This is a genomic window from Micromonospora halophytica (assembly GCF_900090245.1).
GTDB classification, from domain to species: domain Bacteria; phylum Actinomycetota; class Actinomycetes; order Mycobacteriales; family Micromonosporaceae; genus Micromonospora; species Micromonospora halophytica.
This window is the reverse complement of the sequence record NZ_FMDN01000023.1, coordinates 66,002-84,327: the sequence shown is the minus strand read 5'-3', so window position 1 is coordinate 84,327 and position 18,326 is coordinate 66,002. Positions and strand designations below refer to the sequence as shown.

The window sequence follows — 18,326 nt, the reverse complement described above, 5'->3', positions numbered from 1 at the left end:
CAGCGAAGCACTTGCTCCTCACGCGGCGTCATGGCACATAGTCGGTGGCGTGGAGGAGCACCTGACCGTGGGGCGGGTGGCGGAGTTGGCCGGCGTCAGCGTCCGCACCCTGCACCACTATGACGAAATCGGCCTCCTGGAGCCGTCCACGCGGACCGCGGCTGGGCACCGGGCCTACTCCGCCGGCGACGTGGAGAGACTCCGGGAGGTGCTCGCCTACCGGCGGCTCGGCTTCGGACTGCGGGAGATCGCGGATCTGGTCGACGACCCGGCCGCCGACGCGGTCGCGCACCTGTGCCGGCTGCGCGGTCTGCTGATGGACCAGCGCGACCGCGCTGCCGCCATGGTGACGGCCATAGACAGGGAACTGGAGGCACGAGCAATGGGAATCAGGACGACACCGGAGGAACAGCTGAAGATGTTCGGTGCGCAGTTGTACGACGCCATCGGATCCGCCTACCCGGCGACGCGGCGCACCGAACCACGCATCGCCGCCCGCATCTGGGATGCGCTGGGAGACGCACGAACGGTGCTGAACGTCGGGGCCGGCACCGGCTCCTACGAACCACCCGACCGCGACGTCACGGCGGTGGAACCATCGGCGGTCATGCGGGCGCAGCGTCCCGTGGGCGCGGCGCCGTGCGTGGCCGCCGCTGCGGAGAGCCTGCCGTTCGAGGACCAGTCCTTCGACGCCGCGATGGCGGTCAGCACCGTCCATCACTGGCCGGACCCGGTCGCCGGGCTACGGGAGATGCGCCGGGTGGCCCGCCGCGTGGTGGTGTTCACGTACGACGCCGACGACACCGGCTGGCGTCAGCGGTTCTGGCTCACCCGCGACTACCTGCCAGAGTTCGCCGACCTCCTCGTCGGCTGGCCGTCCCTGGCCGACCTGACCCGCGCGATCGGCGGACGCGCGGAGCCGGTGCTCGTCCCGTGGGACTGCGCTGACGGCTTCTTCGAGGCACACTGGCGCCGGCCCGAGGCGTACCTGGACGAACACGTACGCCGCGCGGTCTCGGTATGGACCAGAGTCGGACCGCAGGCTGAGCAACGGGCAGTCAGCACCCTCCGCGAAGACCTCTCCTCAGGCCGGTGGGCCGAACGCAACCGCGACCTCGTCGCCCTCGACACCGCAGAGCTCGGTCTCCGCCTGCTCGTAGCCTGAACCGGGCGGTCCCGCTCATGAGCTGTGTGAGTGAGCGATGCGAAGCTCTCGAGCAAGTGCCGCGCCAGGCGGTCCCCGGCTCCACGTGCCCACCGGGCAGGTCCCAGACGGCGGGATACCAACGACGCCCGGGGAGATCGGTGACATGGCAGTACCCTCCCCCCGTCCAGGGCCCTGACGGCATCAGCCCCACGGTCGTGCACACTGGTCACCGGAACAGCCCTTGGCCGACGCGGCGCCGCCTACGCTGAGCCGACCTGCTGGCGACGGTGTCGATGGTGGTCGGCGGAACGGACCGCGATCGACACACCACCGAGGCGCAGTTTCCAAGAGAGTTGCCCTGCGGTTCGGAGGAGGGCCAGATGCCACGTACGGGCCGCCGGCCAGGCGAGGCGGGGACCCGGGCGGCCATCCTCGCCGCGGCCCGGGACGCCTTCGCGGCCCGGGGATATGACGGTGTCTCGATCCGGCAGGTCGCGTCGGTGGCAGCTGTGGACCCCGCTCTGGTGCACCACTACTTCGGCAGCAAGGTCGAGCTGTTCCGAACGGCCGTGCGTACGGCGGTCGATCCGGAGGGGCTGTTGTCGGACCTGTTCGCCGGTGACGTGGACACCCTCGGCGAGCGGATGGTCGCCCGCTTCCTCGAAGTGTGGGAGGGCGGTGCCGGCGCCAACGCGAGTGCGCTGCTGCGCACCGCGGTGACGGGAGGACCGACGGCGGATCTGGTGCGCGAGGCGGTCCTCCCGGCGGTCGCCGGTGAACTACTGAGGCGGTTGGGGGTGGATCGGCGGGAGGCCAGCCTGCGCGCTGCCCTGATCGCCTCGCAGCTGTCCGGTCTGGCCACCACTCGCTACGTCCTGGCACTCCCGCCGATGGCGGGCGCCTCCGCGGAGTGGGTCGTCGCGGTCGTCGGTCCAACCATCCAACGGTACGTGACCGGGGAACTGCCTCGGCCGCTACCTGCCGACGGCGGGGCGACCACGCCCTGAGCCTCGGGATCGCTCGCAAGGAGACCCGGAGGCGAACGGCGGGACGTAGCGGCCCTGGTTGCGGCCCGACGGTGGACGGACGGTCAACTGCGGCGCGGGTTCACGGCGCATCGGTGAACGGGGGTCGTGGGTGCCCGTCCGGGCCCGGCCGTGAACGGCCGGGCCCGGACGGTGGTGGGATCCGATCAGGAGGTGGTGCCGCTGACGACGTGGTGGCCGGCGGAGTCATCGTTGCCGGCGCGGTCGGATTCGCCGAGGCGGCCTCGAACGGATCCGTCTACGGCTCGAGGTTCGCGGGGGTCGGCCGGTGCCTGGACTCCCCGGGGAACCACCACGCGGCCCGGCCGAGAACGGCGAGCAGCGCGGGGGTCAGTACGAGCATGGCGACGAGCGCGTACATCGCGATGGCGGTTGCCAGGCCGAATCCGAAGAGGTTGACCGTGCGCTGGTCGTTGAGGACGAAGCTGGCGAAGACGACGACCATCACCGACGCGGCCGCCATGATCACACGCGAGGTGGCGCCCATGCCGTTGACGATGGAACGCCGTGCGTCGCCTGTTTGCTTGAACTCCTCGTGGACGCGGCTGAGCAGGAACACCGCGTAGTCGGTGGAGAGGCCGAACAGGACGGCGAAGAGCATGACCGGGGCGAACGACTCGACCGGGCCGGGCTGCGCGCCGATGAGTTCAGCCGGCCACCAGCCCCATTGGAACACTGCCACCACCGGACCGTACGCGGCACCGACGGCGAGCAGGTTCATCACGACCGCCACGAGCGGGACCAGCAGCGAGCGAAACTCGGCCAGCAGAACCAGGAAGGCCAGGCCGACGACGAGCAGCATGAACCAGATCATCCGCTCGTCGAGCTTGTCTGCCAGGTCGATGCTGGTTGCCGTGGCACCGCCGACGTGCGTCTCAGCTCCGGCGGCTGCCTCGGGCAGTACATCGCTGCGCAGGCGGTGCACCAGTCGCTCGGTGGATTCGTCGTCGGGGGAGCCGCTCGGCACCACCGTCAGCAGCGCAGTACTCCCCTGCGTGTCGACCCGCGGCGGCGACACCTGCGTCACCCCTTCGATGGCGAGCAGCTCCGCGCGCAGCTCGCCGCCGGCCTGCTGGGCAGAGGTGCCGGTGGGGTAGCTGACGGTCACCAGCAACGGACCGGTCCTCCCGGGACCGAAGTCCTCGGTGACCAGGTCGTATGCCTTCCGCTGGGTCGACTCGGTCGGCTGCGACCCACCGTCGCCGGTGCCCAGCCGCAGTGACGTCAATGGCAGCGCCAGGATGACGAGCAGGGCGGCGGCCAGTGGCACCGCGATCCAGCGCCACCGTTGCACTCCGCGCGCCCAGCGGTGCCAGCCGCTCTCCCGGCCGCCGCCGTGGTCGAATTGGATCCGCCGGATGCGCAGCCGATCCAGCTTGCCACCGAAGATCCCGAGCAGGGCGGGCAGCAGCGTCACCGCGGCGAGCAGGGTGGCCGCGACGGTGATCGCGCTGGCCAGGGCGAGGGCGGAGACGAACGGGATACCGATCAGGTAGAGGCTGAGGATCGCGACGATCACCGTTGCGCCGGCGACGAGGACCGCACGCCCCGCCGTCCGCATGGCCCGCTCGATGGACTCGTGCGGATCGTGACCGAGTGAAAGCCCTTCGCGGTGACGCGTGACGACCAGCAGCGCGTAGTCGATGCCGACGCCCAGACCGATCATGGCGGCGACGACCGGGCCGGAAGTGCCGATGGTGACCGAGTTGGCCAGCAGTTCGATCACGCCCATGCCGACGCCCAGCGCCATCAGTGCCGTGACGATCGGCACGACCATGGCGAACAGCGATCCGAACGCGATGAGCAGCACGATGACGGCGGCGACCAGGCCGTAGACCTCACTGCCCGAGGGGCCGGACTCCGTCTGTACCGCCGGGCCGCCGTATTCGACTTGCAAGCCCAGGTCGCGAAGCGGCTCGAAGGACGCCTGGGCCTGCTCGAGAGTCTCCCGCGGGATGTCCTTGGCGCGTTCGTTGAACTGAACGGTGGCGATGGCGGTGCGGCCGTCGTCGGAGACCAGGCGCTGGCCCGGGCCGTACGGGGACTGGGCGGCCGCGATGTCCCGGTCGGCGCGGACCTCCGCCAGGGACGCGTCGACCGCATGCTGGACCTCGGGCGACGTGACACCGCTGTCGCGGTGGATGACGACCTGCATTCCGTCCCCGGACATGTCGGGAAAGCGATCCCGCAGGGTGTCGTAGGCGGCCTGGGAATCGGTGTCCGCGAGCGTCAGGTCGTTGGTGAACGACCCTCCGAACTCACGGCCCGCCCCTAGCGCACCTATCAACAAGAGCACCCAGGTGACCACCACCAACCAGCGGTGGCGCACCGAGAACCGACCAAGTGCAGCAAGCAAGGGTGGAACCTCCTCCAGTCAGGCGGGTGGATCCGGTGTTCGGAGCCGGCCCGTCCGCGGACAGATGTCGGATTGAGAGATGTGTCGGTCAATCGCTCGTCGCCGGCGGGCCGGCCACGACGTCCGACGTAGGGATCAGCCGGCCGTCGACCTGGGACCAGACCGACTCTGGGGTGTCCCCGGCTGCGGCGATGTAGCGGTCGGGGCGGACGAGCGTCACCTGCGCCACGCCGTCGACGTGACGGAGCAGTGCCTCGTTGCTGACGTGAACCAGCGGTATGCCTTTCCACCGAGGGTGGTTCCGGTCAGGGGCAGCTTCGTCGGTGGATCCCCGTACCACCCAGGTGTGGGCGGTACGGTCCAGTCGCTCGTAGAGCCGTCCGCCGGACCGCAGTTCCGGGTTCGGCATGCGGCGGCCGGCCCCGGCCGCCACTGCGGCCGCAGGCACGATCGGGCTGTCCGGGTATGCGATCTCCAGCATGCCGACGTTACGGCCGAGTCGGGCCTGGACGGCGGAGCGTCGGATGACCCTGGGCGCCATCGCACCCACCACCGTTCGGATCAGACTCCCTCGGGTCGTCAGGATCCGGGTGACCTGGGCGGTGCCCCGGACCATCGCGTGGCCGACCGGGCGGCGCTCCGCCTCGTAGCTGTCGAGCAGCCGCTCGGCGGGCTCGGCGTCCATCCGCCGGGCGAGGCCCAGCTTCCACAGCAGGTTGTGCGCGTCCTGCACCCCGGTGTTGAGGCCCTGCCCGCCGACCGGGCTGTGGACGTGCGCCGCGTCACCGGTGAGGAACACCCGCCCACGGCGGTAGTGATCGGCCACGCCGTGGCTCAGGTTGAACTGCGACTCCCACACGACGTCGTGGCTGCCGAACTCGATTCCCGAGCGTTCCCGGATCAGGTCATCCAGAAGGGGAGCGTCGATGGTGAGCGGCGCGCCTACCGGGGGTGTCGGCACATGGGCGATGATCCGCCAGCGGCGGGGTTGCGGCATCGGCACGATCAGCAGCAGCCCTGCTGGGTGGAGGAAGACGTGTCCCTCGTCCTCGGTCAGGTTCGCGCTGGTCTTGACGTCAGCGAGGATGAAGGTCGCCCCCGCGTCCGCGCGGTCCAGCCGCAGGCCGACCTGCTCGCGTACCCGGCTGCGTCCGCCATCGGCACCGACCACCCAGCGAGCGCGTACCCCCTCGTCTTCGCCGTCCGCGCGGGTCAGCGTCGCTTCGACGTGGTCGCCATTGTCCTGGAGGCGATCGAGGGTGGTCTGCCACTCCACTTCGCCCCCGAGCGCGTTGAGGTGGTCCTCGAGGATGCGTTCGGTCGCGTACTGGGGTATGGACAGCCAGAACGGATAGGCGGTGTCGCCCCAGGGTTGATCGAGCAAGTCGACACGAACGGCGCGGCGCCGGTGCCCGGCGTGGGTGTTCAGCGCCGCGAACCTGGTGCCTTCGGCGAGGAACTCGTCGGCGATCCCCATCGTCTCGAACACCTCGAGCGTTCGGGCATGGGCTACAAGAGCCTTCGAGAAGGTGGAGCGGTACGGCCTGCTCTCGACGATCCGGACAGACAGGCCGTGTCGGATCGCTTCGGAGGCTGCGGTCAGACCGGTCGGACCGGCGCCGACTACCAGGACGTCGACCTGAGGTTCCACGTCCGACGCCGGTAGCGGCTGGTGCTTCGGGACGTTTGGGACAGGGCGCTCAGAAGTCACTTCTTCCTTCCCTTCAGGCAGTGGTCGGGGAGGTGACTGCCGGCGGCAACCGTAGCCTAAGTGAGACATCGGCGTCTAGGTTCTGCGCTTCCCCGTCGGCGCACCGCGCCGTACCGCCAGGGCCCTCGCTCCGACGCGCCGCCCGAGTGCCTTCCGGACAGGATCGAGGCGGGTGTCAGTACGAGGGCGCAGGACACCCCACGCAAGGGAAAGCGGCGCGGAAGCGAGGCCGCACCGCGGTCAGCGCGACCAGCAGCGCAACGGTCCTTGTGGCCGACACCCGGCGAGACCGGCGCTGGAACGGAGGGCGATGCGCGAGTGCCGCCGGGCGGCGCAGGGCTTGAAACTCCTGCCGCCAACCGTCCGAACACCCCGCGGACCAGGGGCGACGACAGAGCCCCTGGCACGCCTCAAGGGTTGGTGGCGACGCCGTCGGTGAGGGTCTCGAAGATCAGATCGGCCACGGCGCGGTGATCGGTCCCGCCGGCCAGCGTACGGACGCCCGCGGCAAGCAGCGCGGCCATCGCCGTGACGACCCACTGAGCCGGCAGTTCGGGACGGATCAATCCCGCCTCCTGCCCCCGCCGGACCACCTCGCGCAGAGGGCTGAGCACCTCGGCGCGCTCCTGCAGGAAGGTGGGATCCAACTCGACACCCTCGACGAGCAAGGCTCGGAAGCGTACGCCGTGTGACGCCAGGGCCTCCACGGCGCGGCGGAGCGCGTCAAGAGGATCCCCTTCGTCAGGCCGCGACCCGGCGATCGCCTCCGCCGCACTGACCAATGCTTCGGCGCGCATCGCCTCCAGCAGGTCCTGTCGGGTGCGGAAATGACGGTAGACCGTTGCGCGAGCGAGGCCGGCAATCTGCGCGACCTGCGCTATCGAGGCTCCGGGATTCTCCGCGAGGACCTTGGCGGCGGCGTTCAGCAGAGTCCGGCGGTTTCGCTCGGCGTCGCTTCGCATCATCCCTGGAGAGTCGAGTTCCGGCACGACTCCTTACTAGCAGAGTGCTCCGGTAGCGGCACCACACCGCCACCGTTTCGGGCGAGGTGCACTTCAGCTTCGGCTGTCGAAGGTCAAGGCCCTCGTGACCGTCGTGGGATCGGGCGAAGCGGCGCGAAGGCGGCCTGGTCGGACGCGGCGGCGACAGTCTGGATCCGGGCATGCAGCGTCGACTGCCCGGCAGAATCTAGACATTCATGTCTTGTTTTCGCTAGAGTGGGGCGGCTGCGTGTGCCGGGGAGAGGCGGCGAGACGCGGCTGTCGCAGATGCCACGAGGCGCAGACTGACCGCAGCCCAACGCAATCCGACACGGCACGTACGCCGGTACCCTCGATGTTCCAGGAGCGAAGGGGCAACATCCATGACCGCGTCCGACGAAGCGACTGCCGGACCGACCTCCCGGAGCGTCCCGTGGCGCCGCCTGTCCGGACACTTCGCGGAGATGGTGGCCGCGATGGTCGTCGGGATGGTCGTGCTGGGCATGGCCGTCAGACTCGCCCTCATCTTGCTCGGATACGCCGACATACTGGATCGCCTGGAGGCGCGGCTCGTGGTCATGCTGTTCACCATGGGCACGGGCATGACGGCCTGGATGCGCTACCGTCGCCACCAGTGGGCCGGCATCGTAGAGATGAACGCTGCAATGCTCGTGTCGTTCATGGTGCTGCTCGTGCCGTTCTGGGCCGGCACGATACCCGAGTCGGCAGTGATGACTGCGGGCCACATCCTGATGCTGCCCGCCATGGCCCTGGTCCTGATACGGCGAAGAGGTAGGTGATGTCCCTCCTCCCGCAGCTTGCGTGAAGCGATGTCGAGCCGCCGTGTGCCGGGCACCCTCTCCCGGATCCCCTCCGCACAGTCGAGGTGCCGCCGATATCGCTCGACGTCAGCACGACCACGGTTCGCATCCTTGAGTGCGGCGTCCAACACGGTGGGCAACTCGCCGCTGCGATGCCGGACGAGAGGAAGCCGTACAGTTCAAGGTCGGCGTGTCGCCGCCGGCGGCCTCGGCGGCCCGCCACCGATCACGGGCGGAGCTGAATGCTCCGACTCGACCGCCCTGACGTTGATGCCGGACATCGCTCCGGCCGACCGGAGGTGTACCACATGGAGCACACATCGCTGACCGTCCTGGCACGACAGCAGCTCGACAACGCACGTGGCGCGACAAACGGCCGTAGCGCACACACGGTTTACGGCGGACAGCAGAAGGTGTTACGCCAGACCCTCATCGCTCTGGCCGGTGGACAGAAGCTCGACGAGCACGAGAACCCGGGCGAGGCCACCGTGCACGTGTTGAACGGACAGGTGCGTCTGGCCACCGGGGACTCCTCATGGACCGGCTCGGCGGGCGATCTGCTCGTCGTACCCGACGCCCGGCACACCCTGGAGGCACTCGAGGACGCGGTCGTCCTGCTCACCGTCGCCAAACGCGGCTGACCGACACCGCCACCGAGGCGGTTCGGGATGCATCTACTGCAAACCGGACCGCCAGGATGCCGCACCCCGGCAACGTGCTGCGGCTGCGCGACCGGATCTACGATTTCCGGTCGGCCAAGGGCTGAACGCCGAGCACATGCGCACCGAGTACAGCACCTTCCCGTGGTTGCTGGAGCCGATACGTCAACGGGCACGGGCCGGCCGGCGTTCCAGCTCCGCGGGTACGGCGGCGGAGTCCGGGTCCTCGGCATCGCCTGGCCGTCGACGAACGAGGTGAAGTCGCCTTGGTCCCCGACGCCGAAACCTACGCCTTCCTCTGCGCCTCGACATATTCAGCGGTGCTGGCCCTCGCAGCCGTCGACGAAGTCGGGCAGACCGGCTGACCCCCGTACCGCTCGGGCGGGCCGCCCCCAGCGCGGCCCGCCCGCTCGCCCCTGACCCGTCGCCTAGGGCAGGCGCGACTCGATGGCGTCGATGATGCGCGGACGCAGCTCGGCGGCGCGGATGACGGCGTCCACCGAGCCGACCTCGACGGCACGCTGGATGTTGTGCACGCGGTCGAACTCCGCGGCGACCTCGCCGAGCTTCTCCGCGCGCACCGAGGCACGCAGCTCGTCGAGTTCCGCGGTCAACGCGGCGCGTGCGGTGCCGGTCGCGGCCGCCACGCGGGTCTCCAGGTCCCGCACCCGGGGGTCGGCCGCCGTACGGGCGTTGACGTCGGCGGAGAACACCACTGCGGCGGCGGGGGCGCCGCCGAGGACGGAGGCGTACGAGCCTTCCAGCGCGAGGACGGTCATGTTCGGGTTCAGCGCCTTGGAGAACACCACGAACGCGCCGCCGTGGTACCGCGAGATCACGCAGAAGACGATGGGCCCGCGGAAGTTCACGATCGCCCGGCCGATCTCGGCGCCGTACTCCAACTGCAGCTTGCGCATCGACTCCGGTGAGCCGTCGAAGCCTGACAGGTTCGCCAACACCACCAGGGGCCGGTTGCCGCTGGCCGCGTTGATCGCCCGCGCGGCCTTCTTCGACGAGCGGGGGAACAGCGTGCCCGCCGTGTAGGTGTCCGGGCCGTCGGTGGGCGGGAAGCCGCGCCGTGGCACGGCTCGTGACTCGATGCCGAGCAGGCACACGGGGATGCCGCCGAGGTGTACGTCCTGCACCACCGCGGTCTCCGCGTCGGCCATGCCCGCCCAGCGCTCCAGCACCGGGTGGTCCTGGTCGGAGAGCGCCCGCATCACGGTCCGGATGTCGAACGGCTTCTTGCGCTCCGGGTTGGCCTGCGCGGAGAAGATCTCGCCGACAGTGCCGAAGGCGCTGCCCGGCACGTCGTGCGGGAAGGTGGAGATGTCGCGGTCCACGGGGTCGGTGGTGCGCGCCCGCCGCGGCGCCTGCTCGCCGGGCGCGACGTACGTGTGGTCGTAGTGCGACATCAGCACGTCCCGCGCGGCGGTCAGGTTCGGCGCCCAGTACTGCGCCTGCCCGTTCGGTCCCATCACCCGGTCGTAGCCGCCGATGCCGAAGTTGTCCTCGGCGGACACCCCACCGGAGAAGTCGAGCGACTGCTTGCCGGTGAGCACCATCGCCGAGTCCGGCGTCATCACGAGGACACCCCGGGTGTGCATGAGCATCGTCGCCTCGGCGTTCCAGTACGGCTGCGCGCCCACGTTGATGCCCGCGACGACGATGTTGATCTCACCGCCGGCCTGGGTGAACTCGACGATCCGCTTGAGCGCCGCGGCCACCCAGTCCATGTTCTCGGTGCCCGAGGTCATGGAGATCCGGGCCCCGGCGGACAGCGCCCACCACTCCAACGGCACCCCCGTCCGCTCCGCCAGGTTCAGCGCGGCGATCACGCGCCGGCACTCCGGCTCCGACAGGGCGCCCAGCGACTTCGTCGGGTCACCGAGCAGCACGACGCGGGTGACACCCTGCGGATGCCGGGCGGTCGGCGTGGTGAGCACCCCGGCGACGATGGCGGCGCTGTTGCGTCCCCTCGGCCGGTCCACCGGCACCAGCGCGTGGTGGTCGTCGAGGTCATGCTCGACGAAGTCCCCGAGCAGGCCGGTCAGCTCGTACGGGTACACCGTGTTGCGGCTGCTCGCGCGCAGCACCTTCAGCCGGTACTCGTCGAGCGGCTCGACGGGCTCGACCGGCGGTTCACCGACGGTCAGCTTGGCGCCGCCCGCAGCGTCGAAGGAGATCCGTACGGCGATCTTGATCAGCTCGCCGGTCCGACGGTCGCGCTGCCGCGCGATGAACAGGATCTCCTCCAGCCCGGCGCCCGCGGTCGTCGGGCGCACGCGCCCGGCGATCGTCTCCATCTCCTCGCGGGTGAGTTCACTCGGCGGCCAGACGTAGATCACAATCCGGTTGGTGGTGAAGCGCGTCTTCGACGGTCGCCGCGACTGGGCGCGGCGGATCGAGTCGAGGCAGGCGGCGATGGCGTCCTCGGTGGTCGGCAGCGCGACCAGCCGACCGTCCTGCTCGCGCAACTCGGTCAGGTCCCGCACCTGGGCGAACGCGACAAGGCGTTCATCGGACGGGTTCTCCCGCGCCACGCACTGGAAGAGGTAGACCTCCTCGTCCGACGACGACAGCCGGGTCAGGTCGAACTTGTGCAACCGCTCCAGCTGCATCCGCTGCGCGATGTACGGGTGCAGGCCGCGGATCAGCCGGTCCTCGGCGATCCCCGTACCCGACGGGCGGAAGGTGAAGTGGTGGTGCATCACCGCGCCACCGCGACCCGCGACGGTGGTGGTGAGCCGGCGGATCCGCGGCAGCGGGTGCGCGGTGATGACCTCGAGCAGCGCGGCAGCCATCGCGTCGAAGTCCTCCGGCTGGTCCTCCCAGCCGAGATAGATGTCGGCGTCGACGGCGTCCTCGTCGCCGGCCAGCTCGACGAGCCCACGCAGCGCGCTGCCCAACGCGTCGAAGCTCACCGCGGTGGAGACCACGCTGGAGTCCGCGCGCTCGGCGACCACGAACCGGCAGCCGGCGACCTCGCGGGCACGCACGCTGGTGAGGGCCTTGTTGCCGTAGTACCGCCGGGTCAGCACCTCCAGCATGACCGTGTTGTCGAGGTGGTCGCGCACGAGCCGCTGACCGAGCAGCCGGACCAGCGGCTCGGTGCTGCGTACCATCTCCGCGATGCGCTCGGCGCGGTCCGGCGCGTCCGGGCGCGCGTCCAGGTGACGAAGGTGGGCCCGGACCTGGGCGTAGACGCGGGCGCGGTTGCGGCGCAGCAGCGGCTGGGCGAACCAGGCGAACACCACGCCGCGGGCGAGGTCGGCGACCACCGGGAAGCGGACCTGCGTCGCGGCCACCAGCCGCTCCAGCGCGAGGCCGGCGGGCTCGCGCAGCGCCTCCTCCGGCGGCGGCTCCCGCAGCCAGGCGCGCAGCAGCGTCGCGACGACCGTGGCGTCGGCGGACGCCCGTTGCTGGGCGAGGAAGATCCGGAACACGGCGGCTTCGAGCTCGGGAGAGCGCTCCAGGTCGGTGACCCCGTAGTGCCCGAGCGCCTTGGCGAGCCTGTCCTGGAACGAAGCGGGCAGGCCGGCCCGTTCGATGTCGAGGCTCTGCAGGTAGGTGTGGAAGTACTCGCGGGCACTGTAGACGTGGCCGTCGCCGTCCTCGCCCGTCGGCCGGTTGCGGCTCAGCTCGGTGAGGTCGGCGAACACGGTGACCAGGTCGAGCTCCTCGGCCAGGGGCCGGTGGCCGGCCTCGGTGGCCGCCCGCCGCGCGGTGAGGTAGTCGTCGAGCACTCGACGGTCGTCGTGCGGGTCGACGTCGAAGCCGAGCAGCAGGCCACGCAGGTTCTCCTGGCCGCGCCTGCTGCGCCGGTACGCCGGAACGTCCTGGGCCGCGGCGGGCAGGTCCAGCTCGACGGGAACGGCGGCCGGGCCGCTCACGGTCTCGGCGGCCCCGTCGGTGAGTGGCTCCAGCCGCAGCAACGGCGCACCGGCCTCCACCTGGCTGCCCACGGAGACGGCGCATTCCTTCAGCCGCGCCCGGAACGGCGCCCGCAGCACCGTCTCCATCTTCATGGCTTCGAGCACCAGCACCGGCGCGCCCGTCTCGACCTCGTCGCCGACCTCCAGTGGCGTGGCGACGACCAGCGCGGGCATGGGGGAACGGACGACGCCGCCCTCGTCGCGGCTGACCCGGTGCGTCACACCGTCCACCTCGACCAGGTGGGTGGGCCCGTGGGTGCCGGTGAGCAGGCGGTACCGGGAGCCGTTGACGACGATGTGGCCGGCGTGCTGGTCGAAGCGGTCGAGCTCGACGTCGGCGGTGCGTACGGCGGAGCCCGCTTCGATGCCGACGCGGAACCGGTACGCGCCGACCCGCGCCACGCGCATGCGGTAGGTGACGCCGCGCAGTTTGAGGTCGAGCGGCCGGCCGCTGCGGTGCTGCACCTGCGGGCGCCCGCCGGACGCCGTCGACAGCAGCCGCTGCCGCTCGACGCGCTCCTCCTCCTCGTACACCTCGATGGCGGCGGCGACCAGCGCGACCGCGGAGTGCCGGTGCGCGACGAGCCTGCCCTCGCCTCGCACGCGGTCGATCCAGCCGGTGTCCGCGCTGGCGTCGATCACCTCGGGCTGGTCGAGCAGGTCGAGGACGAAGCTCTTGTTCGTCGCCCCACCCTCGATGATCACCGTGGTGTTCGCCATCGCCCGGCGCAGCTTGCCGAGCGCCTCGTGGCGGTCGCGGCCAAACGCGATGATCTTGGCGATCATCGAGTCGAAGTTGGCCGGGATGGTGTCACCCTCGCTGACGCCGGTGTCCACCCGGATCCCCGGGCCGGTGGGCAGGTCCAGCCGCGCGATACGACCCGGCGACGGCGCGAAGTCGCGGTCGGGGTCCTCGGCGTTCAGCCGGGCCTCGATGGCGTGCCCACGCTCCACCGGCGGCTCGCCGTCGAGTCGCCCGCCGGAGGCGACGTGCAGCTGCGCCTTGACGAGATCGAACCCGGTGGTCAACTCGGTGATCGGGTGCTCGACCTGCAGGCGGGTGTTGACCTCGAGGAACGCGAACACCTGGTCGCCGGGGTGGTACAGGAACTCGACGGTCGCCGCACCCCGGTAACCGACCGCCACGGCCAGCCGTTCGGCCGACGCCTTGAGCTCGGCTGCCTGCGCCGGGCTGAGCACCGGCGACGCCGACTCCTCGATGACCTTCTGGTTGCGTCGCTGCACCGAGCAGTCGCGGACACCGAGCGCCCACGCGGTGCCCTGCCCGTCGGCGATCACCTGGACCTCGACATGCCGGGCCCCGGTGACCAGGCGCTCCAGGAACACGACGCCGCTGCCGAACGCCCGCGCCGCCTCCTGACTGGTGCGCTCGTACGCGTCGGTGAGCTCGTCGGCGTTCCTGATCACGCGGATGCCGCGCCCGCCACCGCCCGCAGTCGCCTTCAGCATCAGCGGGTAACCGATCTCGGCCGCCGCCGCCCGGGCGGCATCCACAGTCTCGACGGCACCGCGGCTCCACGGCGCGACCGGCACGCCGACCTCCTCGGCGATCAGCTTCGCGCCGATCTTGTCGCCGAGCTGGCGCATGGCCTCCGCGCTCGGCCCGACGAAGGTGACCCCGATCTTCTCGCACAGCTCCGCGAACGCCGGATCCTCGGCGACGAAACCCCAGCCGACCCACGCGGCGTCGGCCCCGGTCTCCGTCAGCGCGCGCTCCAGCGCCACCAGATTGAGGTACGGGCGGGCGGAGGCCGGACCGAGATCGTAGGCGATGTCCGCCGCACGCACGAATGTCGCGGTGCGGTCGACGTCGGTGTACAGGGCGACGGTCTCGATCGGGACGCCGGTCTCCGCAGCCAACTCTCGGACTGCATGGATGAGCCGCATGGCAGCCTCACCACGGTTGACGATGGCGACACGGTTGAACACCCGATTGACCCCTTTTGCTAGACCCATGGCGTGCGCGCCGCGAGACGACGGCTCCCGGCAGTGGCTACCCTTCCGCCTACTGGCCGGAAGCGCCATGATGCCATCACCGAACCACCCACCCGTCATTTGTAGGAAACCACCAAAAGTTTTTGGCCCCGCACCGTCGGCTCGGCCTCGTCCTCGTCCTCGACCACGACTCGGCGGCAATCGCGTCGGTAGTTGTCTGGGCAATCCGGCGGATTATGGTGAGGATGGGTGCCGTGACCGTCGTTCGCGGCCTTGCCTTCGACGTATCCCGCGCCCTCAGTGCCATCGCGGCCCTCCTGGCCGGACCGGTTCCGTCCGCGGACAATCCGATCCTGGTCGACTCCGATCCGCACACCGGCGAATGGGTGGCGACCCGTGCCGCCGGTTTCGTCCTCGCTCCGCTGTGGGAAGGGCCGGACCTTACCGGCCTGCGGGACCCGGAGTGGACCGAGCAGCTTGAAGCCGCCGACCGACACCTGGCCACCTCACGTCTGGGCGCCGGACCAGGCGGCAGAACGGCGCCCGGCTGTCGTCCTCGGGCACAGCGACGGCGACCAACCCCTCACGCTCGCCGCGCTGGTCGCCGCCGGCCCTCTCCCAGACTCATCGCTGCGCCGGCACCCAGCTTCGTACCCGTAGACCGCCTCGCCCGGGTCACCCACCCCGTCCCCTGGTCAGCGTCCTTGCGCCGGCGGCAGGGCTGGGCAGATGCGCTGTGGCCTTGATCCGGGCAGACGCAGGGCCGCTGAGGGAAGCCCTCGGCGACCCGGTCGACGCCACATGACCGCCCCGACGACCGATATCGGGTCGCCGGGGGCGGTGGTGTGGTCAGTCCTGTCGCCGGTGTCGCCGGTACTCCTCGGCCGGTAGGCCGCCGACGCCCCAGTTGGCCAGCGGTACCTCGTCGATGACGACGTGCGTGGTGGCAGGGTCCTTGCCCAGCACCCGCTGAAGCAACCCGGTGACCCCGGCGATCAGCACCGCCTTCTCGTCGGCCGTCACGCCCTCGTCGGTGACGCGGATGTTCACGTAGGGCACGGTGTCGGCTCCTCGGTCATCTCGAGGTCGTAGTGGAAGACCTTGCTGATGATCTGCCAGCGGTGGTCCAACCGGATCATGCTGAGCAGATCGGTGAAGTGCTTGGGGCCGATGGCGCAGGTGACGACGGCGATGGCGGTCACCGGGCCGGCCAGGTGAACCGACACGACGGTGTCGTGGCGCTGCTCGCCGCGGGACGCGGGCGAGGGACGGGCGTCGACGACGGGGAAGTACTCCTCCATGCTGAGCCGCGTGAGGGTTCCGTCGGTCGCGGTCGCGTACACCGCTCCCGGGTGGAAGACCTGAGCCAGCAGGCCGGTGTCGCTGTGGTGGAGGCCATCGAAGTAGCAGTCCAGGGTGTGCTCGATCTCGGCGCGGGTCGCCGGGCCCGGTTCGGTCAGGACCGGGCTCATGCCAGCACCGCCCGCGCCGCCTCGGCACCCGTGCCGCTGTCCGCGGCGGGCCCCTGCCAGCCGAGCGCGATGCGGGCGACCCGACGCCCCAGGTGCTCCGCGGTACGTCGGTCCGACATGGTGGGAGCGACGTCCGGCCCCAGGTCGGTGAGGGACTGCCCCATCGCGCCGAGGAAGCCCGCCAGCCGGTTGAGTTCCTCCGCCGAGCCGCTGCTGGTGGTGTTGCCCGGCAGCAGTCCCAGCCCGACCCACACCATGCCGTGCTGCATCGCGAACAGGGCCAGCTGCTGCAGGGTCGCCAGCTTGTCGCCGTTCGCGCCGGCGGAGTTGGTGAACCCGGAGGCCAGCTTGTCCTTCCACTGCTGCTGGGCCCAGCGGCTGGAGGAGGCGTCCAGGAATGCCTTGAACGGTGCGGACGCCCCGGCCATGTAGGTCGGTGTCCCGAAGATGATGGCGTCGGCCGTGTCGAGCACCTCCCAGTTGTCGGCGTGGTCCTCGACGGCAATCAGGTCGACGTGCACTCCGGGTACCGAGCGCGCGCCGTCGCGTACGGCTTCCGCCTGCACCCGGGTGTGTCCGTATCCGCTGTGATAGATGATCGCGACGCTCTTCACCGCTGCTCCCTGCTGGTTGTCCGGATCGTCTCGGCTGCGTCCGGGATCTTCCTCACGCTAGGACCGTGCCAGGTATCAGTCCAAGACGAAGTAGCCAGGCAATGGATAAGGTCAGCTTATGGATGTCGACCTGCGGGATCTGGAGCTCCTGGAGGCTCTCGATCAGCACGCCACGCTGACCGCCGCCGCCGCCCACCTGTTCCTCAGTCAGCCCGCTCTCAGTCAGCGACTGATCCGGCTGGAGGAGCGGCTCGGCAGCCCGCTCTTCGAGCGCAGTGGCCGCCGCCTGGTGCCCAACCAGGCCGGAGAACGCATGCTCCGCGCGGCACGCAACGTTCTGTGGGAGGTGCGCGCGGCGACCCACGACGTCCGCGAGACGAGTCGCGGCCGTCGACAACCGGTGCGGCTGGCCTCCCAGTGTGCCGGCAACTACCAGTGGCTGCCGCCGGTGCTACGCGCGTTCCGCGACCGCATGCCGGGCGTGGAGGTGCTGATCGACCGCGCCAACGACAGCGAGGTCATCCCCGCGTTGCTCGCCGGAGACCTGGACGTGGCCATCGTCAGCAAGCTGGACCCCCGGATGAGTCAGGTCCGCCTGGAACGCCTCTTCGACGACGAACTCGTCGCCGTCGTCGCCGCGGATCACGAGTGGGCCACCCGTGCCCTGGTGCGGGCCGAGGACTTCGCCGACGTCCATCTCGTCCTCTACGACGCCTACGACCCGACCCGGGCGCCGGCCGTTGCGCTGCCCGTCCCGCTCGACGCCCGGCCGGGGCGACTCACCACCGTCCCCACCGTCACGGAACTGCTCATCGAGACGGTCGTCTCCACCGGCGCGGTATCCGTCCTGCCGACCTGGACCGTGGCCCCGTACCTGCGGACGCACCCGGTCGTCACGGTGCATGTCGACGACCCCGGCCAGCGCCGCACCTGGTACTGCGCGACCCGGCACGCTCCGCGTCGTGAGCAGGTCGATGCCTTCGCCGAGTTGTTGCGGACGACCCTCACCGGGCCACCGATCCTGCTGCCGGCGGCCGAGACGAGGCCCTGATCCTCGCGGGTCGCGACGGCGGCAGGTCGCCGCCGCCCGGTTCGCAGGGGTGCTGCCGACGTCCCGCTGCGCGCGGCTGTTCGAGGCGATGCTGGTCATGCAAGAAGCCACGGCGGCACTCGAACTCGAACCGGGACTGCGGCTGAGCCCGTACGCGCCGCGGAGCCGAGCGTTCGCCTCCTCGACCGCGTCCACGACAGCCGAGTTCGTGCTCGCCGTCACGGGGAACGATGACGGTTACGTCCTCGACCTCCAGGACAAGCCATCGGCCACGTCCCCGGAGACGGCGGAGGACCGGTGCGCCGTGCGAATCACCACGCCTGAGTTGACCGCAGACGTCGCCGAGGCATGCGTGATCGAGCTCCGGCGTTCCTCGACATCGCCAACGGCATTCTGCGGGGTCGACCCCTCGACGAGCGACCCCACCGCCGTGGACTGGACCCGGGACACCACGAGGCGGTTCACCCAGGGCTCACCTACAAGAACCCGAAAAAGTCCGGACGGCGATGTCGAGAACCCGTGACCGGCTCCGTCCCCGGGGTGAACGTGACCAGAATGGGTCGCACCAGCATCGAGGA

Annotated in this window: 14 protein-coding genes; 6 read left to right on the top strand and 8 right to left on the bottom strand. The window is 70.4% G+C overall.

The window, feature by feature from the left end:
- The first annotated feature begins 49 nt into the window (after positions 1–49).
- The gene (locus tag GA0070560_RS23785) at positions 50–1,165 is read left to right on the top strand and encodes a MerR family transcriptional regulator (protein WP_091301634.1); all 1,116 of its coding nucleotides are present in this window, start codon (positions 50–52) and stop codon (positions 1,163–1,165) included.
- A 362-nt stretch (positions 1,166–1,527) separates the two neighbouring features.
- Positions 1,528–2,154 carry a TetR/AcrR family transcriptional regulator gene (locus GA0070560_RS23780; RefSeq protein WP_091301632.1) on the top strand — a complete coding sequence of 209 codons (627 nt, stop codon included), beginning with the start codon at positions 1,528–1,530 and terminating at the stop codon, positions 2,152–2,154.
- 277 nt (positions 2,155–2,431) lie between these two features.
- On the opposite strand, the gene GA0070560_RS23775 is transcribed toward GA0070560_RS23780, so the two are convergent.
- The 3 genes from GA0070560_RS23775 to GA0070560_RS23765 all read right to left on the bottom strand — a co-directional run bounded on the left by GA0070560_RS23775 (position 2,432) and on the right by GA0070560_RS23765 (position 7,249).
- The gene (locus GA0070560_RS23775; protein WP_091301630.1) at positions 2,432–4,549 is read right to left on the bottom strand and encodes an MMPL family transporter; all 2,118 of its coding nucleotides are present in this window, start codon (positions 4,547–4,549) and stop codon (positions 2,432–2,434) included.
- 88 nt (positions 4,550–4,637) lie between these two features.
- Entirely contained in the window at positions 4,638–6,329 is a 1,692-nt protein-coding gene (locus GA0070560_RS23770; RefSeq protein WP_091301628.1) for an FAD-dependent monooxygenase, read from the bottom strand.
- Positions 6,330–6,670: 341 nt separating this feature from the next.
- Positions 6,671–7,249 carry a TetR/AcrR family transcriptional regulator gene (locus GA0070560_RS23765; protein ID WP_139131582.1) on the bottom strand — a complete coding sequence of 193 codons (579 nt, stop codon included), beginning with the start codon at positions 7,247–7,249 and terminating at the stop codon, positions 6,671–6,673.
- 374 nt (positions 7,250–7,623) lie between these two features.
- Here GA0070560_RS23765 and GA0070560_RS23760 point away from each other — a divergent pair, with 374 nt between their 5' ends.
- Both GA0070560_RS23760 and GA0070560_RS23755 read left to right on the top strand, forming a co-directional pair.
- Positions 7,624–8,040, top strand: coding sequence for a hypothetical protein (locus GA0070560_RS23760; RefSeq protein WP_091301624.1), 417 nt, complete (start codon positions 7,624–7,626; stop codon positions 8,038–8,040).
- Positions 8,041–8,369: 329 nt separating this feature from the next.
- Entirely contained in the window at positions 8,370–8,702 is a 333-nt protein-coding gene (locus GA0070560_RS23755; RefSeq protein ID WP_091301623.1) for a cupin domain-containing protein, read from the top strand.
- Between the two features lie 446 nt (positions 8,703–9,148).
- On the opposite strand, the gene GA0070560_RS23750 is transcribed toward GA0070560_RS23755, so the two are convergent.
- The 5 genes from GA0070560_RS23750 to GA0070560_RS23730 form a co-directional block, all read right to left on the bottom strand.
- Positions 9,149–14,605 carry an ATP-binding protein gene (locus GA0070560_RS23750; RefSeq protein WP_091301621.1) on the bottom strand — a complete coding sequence of 1,819 codons (5,457 nt, stop codon included), beginning with the start codon at positions 14,603–14,605 and terminating at the stop codon, positions 9,149–9,151.
- Between the two features lie 122 nt (positions 14,606–14,727).
- Entirely contained in the window at positions 14,728–15,108 is a 381-nt protein-coding gene (locus tag GA0070560_RS28875) for a hypothetical protein (protein WP_170839554.1), read from the bottom strand.
- A gap of 352 nt (positions 15,109–15,460) precedes the next feature.
- On the bottom strand, positions 15,461–15,670 hold the full coding sequence (locus GA0070560_RS23740) for a tautomerase family protein (protein WP_091301618.1): 210 nt from the start codon (positions 15,668–15,670) through the stop codon (positions 15,461–15,463).
- Entirely contained in the window at positions 15,658–16,083 is a 426-nt protein-coding gene (locus tag GA0070560_RS23735; protein ID WP_091301616.1) for a nuclear transport factor 2 family protein, read from the bottom strand. Before GA0070560_RS23735 ends, GA0070560_RS23740 begins: the two co-directional genes overlap by 13 nt.
- Positions 16,080–16,697: a flavodoxin family protein gene (locus tag GA0070560_RS23730; protein ID WP_091301614.1), complete on the bottom strand. Its 618-nt coding sequence runs from the start codon at positions 16,695–16,697 to the stop codon at positions 16,080–16,082. Before GA0070560_RS23730 ends, GA0070560_RS23735 begins: the two co-directional genes overlap by 4 nt.
- Positions 16,698–16,815: 118 nt before the next feature.
- Between GA0070560_RS23730 and GA0070560_RS23725 the strand changes: the two genes are divergently transcribed.
- Both GA0070560_RS23725 and GA0070560_RS23720 read left to right on the top strand, forming a co-directional pair.
- Entirely contained in the window at positions 16,816–17,748 is a 933-nt protein-coding gene (locus GA0070560_RS23725) for a LysR family transcriptional regulator (RefSeq protein WP_091301612.1), read from the top strand.
- Between the two features lie 49 nt (positions 17,749–17,797).
- Positions 17,798–18,271: a hypothetical protein gene (locus GA0070560_RS23720; RefSeq protein WP_091301610.1), complete on the top strand. Its 474-nt coding sequence runs from the start codon at positions 17,798–17,800 to the stop codon at positions 18,269–18,271.
- Positions 18,272–18,326: the final 55 nt, after the last annotated feature.